The following is a 12,809-nucleotide window of genomic DNA, read 5'->3' on the forward strand; positions in this document are numbered from 1 at the left end:
CTTCCCGCAGGGTTTGGGCACGGACGCGGCGCTTTATGGTGTCGGCCAGCTCGGACAATGCACCGAAGAGGATTAGGCCACCCCTATTCAGTTCAAAAGTAGCCATGCACGAACAATATCAGCCCCGTGAAATAGAAAATGCCGCCCAAACCTTCTGGGACGAGCAAAAGTCCTTTGAAGTCAGTGAACAGCCGGGCAAGGAGACGTTCTATTGCCTATCGATGTTCCCTTACCCCAGCGGCAAGCTACACATGGGGCACGTGCGTAACTACACCATCGGCGACGTGATTTCCCGTTACCAGCGCATGCAAGGCAAGAATGTCCTGCAACCCATGGGTTGGGACGCCTTCGGCATGCCGGCGGAAAACGCCGCGATGAAGAACAACGTAGCGCCCGCCAAGTGGACCTACGAAAACATCGCCTACATGAAGACCCAGCTGCGCAGCCTGGGCCTGGCGGTGGACTGGTCCCGCGAAGTGACCACCTGCAAGCCGGACTACTATCGCTGGGAACAATGGCTGTTCACCCGCCTGTTCGAAAAAGGCGTGATCTACCGCAAGAACGGTACCGTGAACTGGGACCCGGTCGACCAGACCGTGCTCGCCAACGAGCAGGTGATCGACGGTCGCGGCTGGCGTTCCGGCGCGCTGATCGAAAAACGCGAAATCCCGATGTACTACTTCAAGATCACCGCCTACGCGGATGAACTCTTGTCGAGCCTCGACGACCTGCCGGGCTGGCCTGAACAGGTCAAGACCATGCAACGCAACTGGATCGGCAAGTCCAAGGGCATGGAAGTGCAGTTCCCGTACAACGTCGATTCGATCGGCGAAGCGGGCACCCTCAAAGTCTTCACCACCCGTCCGGACACCCTGATGGGCGCGACTTACGTCGCCGTGGCCGCGGAACACCCGCTGGCCAGCCAGGCCGCACAGAACAACCCTGAGCTGCAGGCGTTCATCGCCGAATGCAAAGGCGGCAGCGTGGCGGAAGCCGACGTCGCCACCCAGGAGAAAAAAGGCCTGCCGACCGGGCTGTTCGTCGAGCACCCGCTGACCGGCGAAAAATTGCCGGTATGGGTCGCCAACTACGTGCTGATGCACTACGGCGATGGCGCAGTAATGGCTGTGCCGGCCCACGACGAACGCGATTTCGAATTCGCCACCCAGTACAACCTGCCGATCAAATCCGTGGTACGCACCAGCTCGGGCGACACCAACCCGGCCCCGTGGCAAGACGCCTACGGCGAGCACGGTGAACTGATCAACTCCGGCGAGTTCGACGGCCTGGACTTCGCCGGTGCTTTCGACGCCATCGAAGTCGCGCTGATCAAGAAAAACCTCGGTGCCTCGCGCACCCAGTTCCGCCTGCGCGACTGGGGCATCAGCCGCCAGCGTTACTGGGGCTGCCCGATCCCGATCATCCACTGCGAAACCTGCGGTGACGTGCCGGTGCCGGAAGACCAGTTGCCGGTGGTCCTGCCGGAAGACGTGGTGCCGGACGGCGCCGGTTCGCCTTTGGCGCGCATGCCTGAGTTCTACGAGTGCAGCTGCCCGAAATGCGGCCAGCCAGCCAAGCGCGAAACCGACACCATGGACACTTTCGTCGAGTCCTCGTGGTACTACGCCCGTTATGCCTCGCCACACTACGAGGGTGGCCTGGTCGAGAAATCGGCGGCCGACCACTGGTTGCCGGTGGATCAGTACATCGGCGGTATCGAACACGCCATTCTTCACCTGCTGTACGCGCGCTTCTTCCACAAGCTGATGCGCGACGAAGGCCTGGTCAGCTCCAACGAGCCGTTCAAGAACCTGCTGACCCAGGGCATGGTGATCGCCGAGACGTATTACCGTCGCGAAGCCAATGGCAGCTACACCTGGTTCAACCCGGCGGATGTCGAGCTCGAGCGCGACAGCAAAGCCAAGGTCATCAGTGCCAAGCTGATCGCCGACGGCCTGCCGGTGGAAATCGGTGGCACCGAGAAAATGGCCAAGTCGAAGAACAACGGCGTCGACCCACAGTCGATGATCGACCAGTTCGGCGCCGACACCTGCCGCCTGTTCATGATGTTCGCCTCGCCGCCTGACATGAGCGCCGAATGGTCCGACTCCGGCGTCGAAGGTTCGCACCGTTTCCTCAAGCGCGTCTGGCGCCTGGCCCATGCCCATGTCAGCCAGGGCCTGCCGGGCAAGCTGGATGTGGCCGCCTTGAGCGACGAGCAGAAAGCCATTCGCCGCAGCACCCACCTGGCCATCAAGCAAGCCAGCCAGGATGTGGGCCAGAACCACAAGTTCAACACCGCCATCGCCCAGGTGATGACACTGATGAACGTGCTGGAAAAAGCCCCGCAAGCCACCGAACAGGAGCGTGCGCTGGTTCACGAAGGCCTCGAGACGGTCACCTTGCTGCTGGCCCCGATCACGCCGCACATCAGCCACGAACTGTGGCACCGCCTGGGCCACAGCGAAGCCGTCATTGACGCCCGCTGGCCGGTGCAGGATGACAGCGCGCTGGTTCAGGACACGCTGCAACTGGTAATTCAGGTCAACGGCAAACTGCGTGGCCAGATCGACATGCCGGCCAGCGCCAGCCGCGAAGACGTCGAAGCGGCCGCGCGCTGCAACGAGAACGTGCTGCGCTTTACCGAAGGCCTGACGATCCGCAAAGTGATCGTCGTGCCGGGTAAACTGGTCAATATCGTCGCCAGCTAAATCGGATCGGGCGCAGGGCTTGAGCGCTGCGCCGAACTAAACCTTCAGGGCCTCGATAAGGCCCGCATGGTTTCAAGGGGAGCAATAAAATGATCAAACGCAATTTGCTGGTGATGGGCCTTGCTGTGCTGCTGAGCGCTTGCGGCTTCCAGCTGCGCGGTACCGGCACCAATGAACTGACCATCAAGGAATTGGACGTCAGCGCCCGCAACGCCTACGGCGAAACCGTTGTGCAACTGCGCGACACCCTGAAAAACAGTGGCGTACACGTCTACACCGGCGCGACCTACAAGCTGTTCCTGGCCGACGAGAAAGAAACCCAGCGTAACCTCAGCTACGCCAGCGCCGGCCGTGCGTCCGATATCGAGCTGATCACTTCGTTGACGTTTGAAATGCAGGGCCGCGACCATCTGCCGTTGATGGGTGACAAAATCGAAGTGCAAAAGGTCGTGAGCCACGATGGCAACAACCTGGTGGGCTCGGACTCGGAAATGACCCAGGTGCGCAAAGAAATGCGTCGTGAGCTGGTCCAACGCGTGATGCTGCGCCTGCAACAGCTGACGCCGGAAAAACTGGAACTGCTGCAACAGACCGCCGACAACAAGGCCAAGGCTGACGCCGACGCCCTGAAAGCCGCGCAAGAGTACGAAAACAACACGCCGAAACAATCGCCTGTTGAAGTCCCTGTAGACTAAGCCAGACGGGGCGCCCCAGGCGCCCCGTTCATCGCGCCTATGAAACTCGCCCCCGCCCAACTCGCCAAACACCTGCAAGGTGCTCTCGCGCCTGTCTATATCGTCAGCGGCGATGACCCGTTGCTGTGCCAGGAAGCGGCAGACGCCATTCGCACCGCCGCGCGCCAGCAAGGCTTCGACGAACGCCAGGTGTTCAGCGCCGACGCCAGTTTCGACTGGGGCACGCTGCTGCAAGCCGGCGCGAGCATGTCGCTGTTTGCCGAAAAACGCCTGCTGGAACTGCGCCTGCCGTCGGGCAAGCCCGGCGACAAGGGCGCGGCGGCCTTCATCGAGTACTGTTCGCGGCCTGCCGAAGACACGGTGTTGCTGATCAGCCTGCCCAAGCTCGACGGCAGCGCGCAGAAAACCAAGTGGGGCAAAGCGCTGGTGGAAGGGGCACAGACCCAGTTCATCCAGATCTGGCCGGTGGACAGCAATCAGTTGCCGCAGTGGATTCGTCAGCGCCTGTCCCAATCGGGGCTGTCGGCCACGCAGGACGCCGTGGAACTGATCGCCGCCCGGGTCGAAGGCAACCTGCTCGCCGCCGCCCAAGAGATCGAAAAGCTCAAGCTGATGGCCGAAGACGGGCAGATCACCGTCGAAACCGTGCAAGGCGCGGTGGCTGACAGCGCGCGCTTTGACGTGTTCGGGCTGGTGGACGCCATCCTCAACGGCGAGCCTGCGCACGCCCTGCGCATGCTCGAAGGGTTGCGCGGTGAAGGCGTGGAACCGCCGGTGATTCTCTGGGCGCTGGCTCGCGAGTTGCGGGTACTGGCCAATATTGCGCTGCAATACAGCCAGGGCACGCCGTTGGACAAATGCTTCAGCCAAGCCAGACCGCCGGTCTGGGACAAGCGCAAACCGCTGATGAGCAAAGCCCTGCAGCGGCACTCGGCGCAACGCTGGGCGCAACTGTTGCTCGAAGCCCAGCGCATCGATGCGCAAATCAAGGGCCAGGCGGCGGGTTCGCCGTGGATGAGCCTGAGCCGTTTGTCACTGCTGATGTCTGGCCAGCGCCTGACATTACCTGCCGAATAACCCCCCGCTTAAAAACACCGCAAAACCAATGCGGGACGGGGCAACCCCCCTCCCACATGTTGGCTGCATTTGTATTTCAAAAAACTTGTCGGGCTTTACAGCGGCCAGACTTCGGCAGATGATTTGCACCGCTGCATCCCACCTGAAGAGAGTAACGACCATGAGCAAAAAGCCATCTAAGCATGGCCCCAACAAGGCCAAATCCATCATCGCCCAGCCACTGTTCCGCAGCCGTCAGGAACGCGCCGGCAAGGGCAAAGGCAGCTACCGCCGCGAAGCCTTCCAGTCTAATAGCTGGGAGGCTTCTTACTTTCTGGCCGCCTGAAGGCAAGCGCCCCTCCGGCATGATAAGGTCAGCACTTGATTTGTAATCCCTGGACCTGTGCATGCCCTCTAGTCTTTCCCGTCGTTGGCACCTTCGCCAATTGATCGCTGCCTCCAGCCTCATTCTGCTTGTCGCCTGCGCGGAAAAACCTACCGCCGCAGATGCTCAACCCTTGCCGACACTGTCGACCGCACCGGTCGTAGCGCCCGCTGTCGTGGCCCCGCTGGCTGTGGATAACCTGGACATCCAGCCCACCCAGACCTTTGCCGAATGGCAGGCCGGTTTCCGTGCGCAAGCCTTGAAGGCCGGCATTACCCCAGCCGTGTTTGATATCGCCTTCGCCAACGTCACCCCGGACATGGCGGTGATCCGCGCCGACCGCAGCCAACCGGAATTTTCCCGCCCGGTGTGGGAATACCTCGACGGCGCCCTGTCGCCAGTACGCGTGCGTAATGGCCAGGCACTATTGGTCAAGTACGCCGACATCCTGCAAAGCATCGAGCAACGTTATGGCGTCGACCGCCAGGCGCTGGTCTCGGTGTGGGGCATGGAAAGTAACTTCGGTCAGTTCCAGGGCAATAACTCGGTGATCCGTTCCCTCGCGACCCTGGCCTACGAAGGCCGGCGCCCGGCCTTTGCCCAGGCGCAATTGCTTGCGGCGCTGCAAATCATCCAGCACGGCGATATCCAGGCCGACCAGATGCGCGGTTCGTGGGCCGGCGCCATGGGCCAGACCCAGTTCATCCCGACCACCTACAACACCCACGCCGTGGACTTCGACGGCGACGGTCGCCGCGACATCTGGAACAGCCCGGCCGACGCCCTGGCCTCCACCGCGCATTACCTGCAAAGCTCCGGCTGGCAGAAAGGCCAGCCGTGGGGTTTCGAAGTCAAACAACTGCCGGCCAACTTCGATTACACCCTGGCCGACGGTGGCGTGCGCAAGACCGTCGCCGACTGGCTGAAGCTGGGCATCCAGCTGCCACCGGGAGCGAGCATGCCGCCTAATGTCGACCAGCTCTCCGCCGCCCTGCTGCTGCCAGCGGGTTACCGTGGCCCGGCGTTCCTGGTGCTGGATAACTTCCGCGCAATCCTCAAGTACAACAACTCGTCGTCCTACGCACTGGCCGTGGGCCTGCTGTCGGAACGGTTCGGCGGAAGTGGTGTGATTCGTGGCGATTGGCCGAAAGATGAACTGCCGCTGAGTCGTTCCCAGCGCATTGACCTGCAGACCGTACTCAGCAGCAATGGCTATGACGCGGGCAACCCGGACGGGATTATCGGCGCCAACACGCGCAAGGCGATCCGCGCGGCGCAACAGTCACTGGGCTGGCCGGCGGATGGTTATCCGACGGTGAAATTGCTGGAGTCGTTGCAGAACCGTTAGATCGGCTTATGGCGACTACCGCTATCGGGGGCAAGCCCCCTCCCACATTTTGACCGCGTACATCCTTTGAAATGCAGTCAAATGTGGGAGGGAGCTTGCTCCCGATAGCGGTTTAGCAGACCACAGATTCAGCGGTTGAACACCACATCCTGCTCCAACACCACCCGCTGCTCCCCCGCATCCAACCGCACCCGCGCGCCCATCGGCAGCGTCAGGTTCGGATCGCAATGCCCACTGCGCCAGCCAGACAGCACCGGAATGCACAGCGGTTCGAAGGTCTGCTTCAGCAGCCGCTCCAGCCCGGCGCTATCCACCCCCGCCACGTCCCCCACCAACACACCCGCTACCTGAGCCAGCTTGCCGGTCAGGCGCAGATGCGTCAGCAAGCGGTCGATGCGGTAGATCGGCTCGTTGACGTCTTCGATAAACAGGATGATGCCCTCGGCATCGATTTCGTAGGACGTCCCCATCATGGCCGCGATCATCGACAGGTTGCCGCCGAGCAAGCGCCCACAGGCGATACCGGGCTCGATCGTGGTCAATGGGTAGGCCACCGGGTGCGCCAGCACGCTGCCTGCACCCACCTGGCCACGCAGCATGTTGAACAACGACGACTCGGTGGGGGGCTGCTTGTCGCCGAGCAGGTCGGCATTCAGCATCGGGCCGTGGAAGGTCACAAAACCGGCATAGCGGTTGATTGCCAGGTGCAGAGCGGTCAAGTCGCTGTAACCCACAAAAGGCTTGGGGTTGGCGCGCAGCAGGTCGAAGTCCAGGCGGTCCAGCAGGCGGGGCGTGCCGTAGCCGCCGCGCAGGCAGAAAATCGCATCGATATCAGGGTTGGCGAAGGCGGCGTGCAGGTCGCGCAAGCGCACGTCATCGCTGCCGGCCAGGTAGCCGTCGCGTTCATATACTCCGGGGAAGATGCGTAGCTCATAGCCACGGGCGCGCATCCATTGCCCGGCTTTTTCCACGTCCAGCGCGGCAGGGCCGGCGGGTGCGATCAGGCCGATGGTGGCTTCAGAACGCAATGCAGGTACGGCGGCGGCTAGTCGACTGGTCATCCCTGATTCTCCCTATATGACGCGGAACGAAATGTGGGAGGAGGCTTGCCCCCGATAGCGCTGAATCAGCCAGTACCTGTAGCGACTGACACACTGCCATCGGGGGCAAGCCCCCTCCCACATTGGATCTGCGGTGTTGCGCAGATCTGTATTACGAAATCAGGCTAGCCTTGACCAGCTTGGCCTGCTCATCGGCGTGGTACGAGGAACGTACCAGCGGGCCCGACGCGACGTTCTTGAAGCCCATCTTGTAACCTTCCTCGGCGAACCAGGCGAAGGTGTCCGGGTGAACGAAACGCTGTACCGGCAAGTGGCTTCGCGATGGTTGCAGGTATTGGCCGAGGGTCAGCATGTCGATGTCGTGCTCACGCATGCGCTGCATGACTTCGATCACTTCCTCGTCGGTTTCGCCCAGGCCGAGCATCAGGCCGGATTTGGTCGGGATGTGCGGCATCATCTGCTTGAATTTCTGCAGCAGGGTCAGCGACCACTGGTAGTCCGAACCTGGACGCGCCGCCTTGTACAGGCGTGGCACGGTTTCCAGATTGTGGTTGAACACATCCGGCGGCTCGGCGGCGGTGATTTCCAGCGCGACGTCCATGCGGCCACGGTAGTCCGGCACCAGGGTTTCGAGCATCACGTCCGGCGACAGCTTGCGGATTTCGCGGATGCAGTCGGCAAAGTGCTGGGCACCGCCGTCACGCAGGTCGTCACGGTCGACGGAGGTGATCACCACGTACTTGAGTTTCAGGTCGGCGATGGCGATGGCCAGGCTTTCCGGCTCGTTGACGTCCAGCGGCTTCGGCCGGCCGTGGCCGACGTCGCAGAACGGGCAACGACGGGTGCAGATGTCACCCATGATCATGAACGTGGCAGTGCCGCCGGAGAAGCATTCGCCCAAGTTCGGGCAGGACGCTTCTTCGCACACGCTGTGCAGCTTGTGCTTGCGCAGCAACGCCTTGATACGGTCGACTTCCGGCGAAACCGGGATACGCACGCGAATCCAGTCAGGTTTTTTCGGCAGTTCGGTGGTCGGGATGATCTTGACCGGGATGCGTGCAACCTTCTCGGCGCCGCGCAGCTTGACGCCGGCTTCCACCTTGGCACGCGGGGCCTGGGCCGGACGTTCGGTGACGTCCAGCGTCGGGATCATGGTTTGCACTGCATCAGTAGTCATAATCAGTCGATTCCGCCCGTAAGGGTCGTCTGCTCAGCATAGTCGAGGTGTTTGACGAGCTGCGCACGCAGCCGGGTACTTACCTCGGCAAATTTAATCGGTGTGGCGTGGTCGCTCAACTGGGTCATCGCCAACCCGGCATAACCGCACGGGTTGATGCGCCGGAACGGCGCCAGGTCCATGTCCACGTTCAACGCCAGGCCATGAAACGAACAACCGTGGCGAATGCGCAGCCCCAGGGAAGCGATTTTCGCACCATCCACATACACACCGGGTGCATCGGGCTTGGCCACGGCGCTCACGCCGTAACTGGCCAACAGCTCGATCAGGCAAGCCTCCATACGGTTCACCAGGTCGCGCACGCCAAACCCCAGCTTGCGCACATCCAGCAGCAGATACGCCACCAGTTGACCGGGCCCATGGTAAGTCACTTGACCCCCTCGGTCGACCTGCACCACCGGAATATCACCCGGAAGTAGCAGATGCTCGGCCTTGCCGGCCTGGCCCTGGGTGAACACCGGCGGGTGTTCCACCAGCCAGATCTCATCGGGTGCCGAGGTGCCGCGCTCGTTGGTGAAGCGCTGCATCGCGTGCCAGACGGGCTCGTAGTCCATCCGGCCGAGCTCGCGAAAGCCCAGGACCTGTGGCATCACAGCACCATATGTACGAAGCCGGTGGCCCGCAGTTCGCTGTTGATGTCGTAAAGCTGGTCTTGACCGGTCGCAACGATGTGCAACTGGATCGTGGTGTACTTACCGTTGGTGCTCGAACGTTCATCCACACGGTTGTCGTTGATCGTCGCGTGTTTACGCACGATGTCGAGAATCTTGTCCTTGTTGCCCACACCGGTATCGCTGATCACCTTGACGGGATAATCCGTCACCGGGAATTCGATCTTTGGCGCCTTTACTTCTTTATCGGTCATGGCGTAACGGCCTCGTAAGCGTAAGCCGTGGCGACGGGCAAAGCCCCGCGTCGGATCAACACGGGGCTTTGCAGGTGCACACTTATCAGTTGAACAAGCTGTAGAAGAACAGGCGGATGCTATCCCACACGCGGCGGAAGATACCACCCTCGTCGACGGCATCCAGGGCGATCAGGTCGGCACTGTGTACCACTTTATCGTCCAGCTTCACTTCGACCTTGCCGATCACGTCGCCCTTGGCGATTGGCGCAACCAGGTGCGGGTTCATGGTCATGCTGGCCGCGAGCTTTTTCAGCTGGCCTTTAGGCATGGTCAGGGTCAGGTCTTCAGCCAGGCCGGCCTTGACTTGCGAGGTCGCGCCTTTCCATACCGGCGCGGTCGCCAGTTCAGCACCCTTCTGATAGAAGGTCTGGGTTTCGAAGAAGCGGAAACCGTAGGTCAGCAGTTTTTGCGTCTCGGCCGCACGGGCCTGCTCGCTGTTGGTGCCGAAGACCACGGCGATCAGGCGCTGGCCATCACGCACGGCGGACGACACCATGCAATAGCCGGCTTCTTCGGTGTGGCCGGTTTTCAGACCGTCGACGGTCTTGTCGCGCCACAGCAACAGGTTGCGGTTAGGCTGCTTGATGTTGTTCCAGAAGAATTCCTTCTGGGAGTAGATCGCGTAGTGGACCGGGTCGACACGAATGATCGCGCGCGCCAGGATCGCCATGTCGTGAGCCGACGAGTAGTGCTCTGGGTTCGGCAGACCGGTCGGGTTCATGAAGTGGCTGTTGGTCATGCCCAGGTCGGCCACGGTTTTGTTCATCATGTCGGCGAACGCGTCTTCGCTGCCGGCGATGTGCTCGGCCAGGGCGACGCTGGCGTCGTTACCCGACTGGATGATGATGCCGTGCAGCAGGTCGCTGACCGTCACCTGCGAGCCGACCTTGATGAACATCCGCGAACCACCGGTGCGCCAGGCGTTTTCGCTGACGGTCACCGGGTCGTTTTCGCCGATCTGGCCGCGACGGATTTCCAGGGTCGCGATATAGGCTGTCATCAGCTTGGTCAAGCTGGCAGGCGGCAGGCGCTGGTCACCGTTGTTTTCCACCAGCACGTTGCCACTGGCGGCATCCATGAGGACCCAGGCCTTGGCGGCCAGTTGCGGTGAAGCCGGCACCATTTCAACCGCCCAGGCGGCCGGGGTGATGATCAGCGAGATAAGCAGGCACGTGCGTTTGGCTAAGGTGATGATGTTCATCCGTCTCTCGAAATTACGTATGGAAACTTGCCCTCGCGGGCAAAACTTATTCAGACAGCCCGTTACCGGTCTGTCGCGTGTTCGGTTGCGTGCTCACCCCTTGCCCCTGGGTTTTATTGTTCAACGAGCCAACAACCAGGGCCCAGGGCCGCGCACGGACCTGAACCATCAATCCTTTACGGTTTATTCGGCGCTGACCACGCTGGGTTGCCCCAGGTTGGCCAGGCGCACGCTGTTCTGCACTTGCGCGACCTCGCTCGGCGAACCGATCGGGCCCATACGCACACGGTGCAGGGTCTGTTGATTACGCACGATGGAACTGATGAAGACCGGCGCATTGACCATACTGCTCAGCTTGGACCTTAACAGCTCTGCCGCATCCGGGTTGGCGAAAGCGCCCACCTGCAGGTATTGCCCACCGGCAGCCGAAGCACCCGGCGCGGCGCGAGGCACCACGACCGTGTCGGGCGCGTGCTGTTGCGCGGGTGGCGTCCACTGCTCGATCTTGCCGGTCGAGGCTGTGACTTGCGGTTGCGCGGCCTGCGGCTCGTTGAGCATCAACGGTGCCGGTTTGCCACGCTGGGCCCAGTATTGCGCGGGGTCGATCCCTTCGACCTTGACCCGCGCGGTACCGGTTTCGGCATAACCGAGTTTCTTCGCGGCGGCGTAGGACAAGTCGATGATCCGGTCCGAATAGAACGGCCCGCGATCGTTGACCCGCAGGATCACCGTGCGGTTGTTGTCCAGGTTGGTCACGCGCACATAGCTGGGCAGCGGCAGGGTCTTGTGGGCCGCGCTCATGCCATACAGGTCGTAGACCTCGCCATTGGCGGTGTTCTGGCCATGGAACTTGGTCCCGTACCACGACGCCGTGCCCGACTGCACGTAGGTCTTGGAGTCCTGCAGCGGGAAGTAGCTCTTGCCCAGCACGGTATAGGGGTTGGCCTTGTACGGACCGGTGTGCAGGGTCGGCGTGGCATCCGGGATTTTCGACACGTCGACGTCCCACCACGGCGCACCGTCTTTATGCGCGCGGTTGATGTCCAGGCCCGGCTGGGAACGAATAGCGGTGCCGCCGGACTTTTGCGTCGGCGCGCGGCTGGTGGAGCAACTGACAACCAGCAAGGACAACGCGGCAAACGCCACCAGCTTGAGCGGTTTTTTCAACGGCGATGCCCGCATTACTTGTTGCCCCGTGCTTGGACCAGCATGTCAGACAGTTGATGCACAGCCATGGCGTACATCACACTGCGGTTATAACGCGTGATTGCGTAGAAATTCTTCAGGCCCATCCAGTATTCAGGGCCGTTTTCGCCTTCCAGGCGGAAAGCCGTGACCGGCATATCATCGCGCAGCGCATCATGACTTGACCAGCCCAGCGCCCGCAACTCCCCGACCGTCTTGGCCGGCTCGATGCCCTGGGTCAGGCCTTCATCGGCGCGCTCGCCGCTCACGTCGGCACGGCTGACGACCGGTTCGCCGCTCACCCAGCCATGGCGCTTGAAGTAGCTGGCCACGCTGCCGATGGCATCGTCCGGGTTGCTCCAGATATTGATATGGCCATCGCCGTCAAAATCCACCGCGTAGGCGCGAAAACTGCTCGGCATGAACTGCGGCAAGCCCATCGCACCGGCGTAGGAGCCTTTGAGGGTCAGCGGGTCGACCTGCTCTTCGCGGGCCAGCAGCAGGAATTCACGCAGTTCCTTACGGAAGAATTCAGCGCGGGGCGGGTAATCGAAGCTCAAGGTCGACAAGGCATCGATCACCCGGTAACCGCCAGTGTTGCGCCCGTAGAAGGTTTCAATGCCAATGATCGCGACAATCACCTGGGCAGGCACGCCGTATTCCTGCTCGGCACGGGCCAGCGCGGCTTCGTGCTGGCGCCAGAAGTCCACGCCCCGGGCCACGCGGGCGTCGGTCAGGAACATCGGGCGATAGTCCTTCCACTGCTTCACGCGCTCGGCCGGGCGGGAGATGGCATCCAGGATCGCCTGCTTGCGCTGGGCCTCGCGGAACACGCCCATCAGCTGTTCACCGGCGAAGCCATAGTCACGGGTCATCTCACCGACGAATTCGGCGACCTGAGGTGAGCCATCGTAGTCACCGGCCTGCGCTTCGTGCATGGCGCCCAGCAGCCCGATCAGGCTCATCCAGGACGCATGCCGAGTCGCCCAGCCGCGCAATACTTGCATTGACATCTTCACCTTA

At 61.9% G+C, this 12,809-nt stretch carries 12 protein-coding genes; 5 read left to right on the forward strand and 7 right to left on the reverse strand.

Going from position 1 to position 12,809, the window contains the following annotated elements; translation table 11 throughout:
- Positions 1-104 precede the first annotated feature (104 nt).
- The 5 genes from leuS to MOQ67_RS28005 all read left to right on the forward strand — a co-directional run bounded on the left by leuS (position 105) and on the right by MOQ67_RS28005 (position 6,195).
- Positions 105-2,711, forward strand: coding sequence for a leucine--tRNA ligase (gene leuS / locus MOQ67_RS27985; protein WP_046381933.1), 2,607 nt, complete (start codon positions 105-107; stop codon positions 2,709-2,711).
- 89 nt (positions 2,712-2,800) lie between these two features.
- Entirely contained in the window at positions 2,801-3,406 is a 606-nt protein-coding gene (locus tag MOQ67_RS27990) for an LPS-assembly lipoprotein LptE (protein WP_017848334.1), read from the forward strand.
- Positions 3,407-3,445: 39 nt separating this feature from the next.
- Positions 3,446-4,483, forward strand: a complete 1,038-nt coding sequence (holA, locus tag MOQ67_RS27995; protein ID WP_046381932.1) for a DNA polymerase III subunit delta — start codon at positions 3,446-3,448, stop codon at positions 4,481-4,483.
- Positions 4,484-4,643: 160 nt separating this feature from the next.
- Positions 4,644-4,808 (forward strand): alternative ribosome rescue factor ArfA, encoded by a 165-nt coding sequence (gene arfA, locus MOQ67_RS28000; protein WP_003176285.1) that lies wholly within the window; start codon positions 4,644-4,646, stop codon positions 4,806-4,808.
- 61 nt (positions 4,809-4,869) lie between these two features.
- Positions 4,870-6,195 carry a lytic murein transglycosylase gene (locus MOQ67_RS28005; RefSeq protein ID WP_046381931.1) on the forward strand — a complete coding sequence of 442 codons (1,326 nt, stop codon included), beginning with the start codon at positions 4,870-4,872 and terminating at the stop codon, positions 6,193-6,195.
- A 128-nt stretch (positions 6,196-6,323) separates the two neighbouring features.
- Here the strand turns inward: MOQ67_RS28005 and MOQ67_RS28010 are convergent, their stop codons facing one another.
- The 7 genes from MOQ67_RS28010 to mltB form a co-directional block, all read right to left on the reverse strand.
- Entirely contained in the window at positions 6,324-7,256 is a 933-nt protein-coding gene (locus MOQ67_RS28010) for a S66 peptidase family protein (protein WP_126588952.1), read from the reverse strand.
- Positions 7,257-7,407: 151 nt separating this feature from the next.
- Positions 7,408-8,409, reverse strand: coding sequence for a lipoyl synthase (lipA, locus tag MOQ67_RS28015; protein ID WP_162231495.1), 1,002 nt, complete (start codon positions 8,407-8,409; stop codon positions 7,408-7,410).
- Positions 8,410-8,435: 26 nt separating this feature from the next.
- Positions 8,436-9,083, reverse strand: coding sequence for a lipoyl(octanoyl) transferase LipB (gene lipB, locus MOQ67_RS28020; RefSeq protein ID WP_017848339.1), 648 nt, complete (start codon positions 9,081-9,083; stop codon positions 8,436-8,438).
- On the reverse strand, positions 9,083-9,358 hold the full coding sequence (locus MOQ67_RS28025; protein WP_017848340.1) for a DUF493 domain-containing protein: 276 nt from the start codon (positions 9,356-9,358) through the stop codon (positions 9,083-9,085). The genes lipB and MOQ67_RS28025 overlap by 1 nt, the downstream gene beginning before the upstream one ends.
- An 85-nt stretch (positions 9,359-9,443) precedes the next feature.
- A complete protein-coding gene (locus MOQ67_RS28030; RefSeq protein WP_102616986.1) occupies positions 9,444-10,601 on the reverse strand; it encodes a D-alanyl-D-alanine carboxypeptidase family protein in 1,158 nt (385 codons plus the stop codon).
- 183 nt (positions 10,602-10,784) lie between these two features.
- Positions 10,785-11,783, reverse strand: a complete 999-nt coding sequence (locus MOQ67_RS28035; RefSeq protein ID WP_017848342.1) for a septal ring lytic transglycosylase RlpA family protein — start codon at positions 11,781-11,783, stop codon at positions 10,785-10,787.
- Positions 11,783-12,793, reverse strand: coding sequence for a lytic murein transglycosylase B (gene mltB / locus MOQ67_RS28040; protein WP_017848343.1), 1,011 nt, complete (start codon positions 12,791-12,793; stop codon positions 11,783-11,785). The genes MOQ67_RS28035 and mltB overlap by 1 nt, the downstream gene beginning before the upstream one ends.
- Between the last annotated feature and the right edge of the window lie 16 nt (positions 12,794-12,809).

This window comes from Pseudomonas sp. LY-1, from assembly GCF_053502595.1.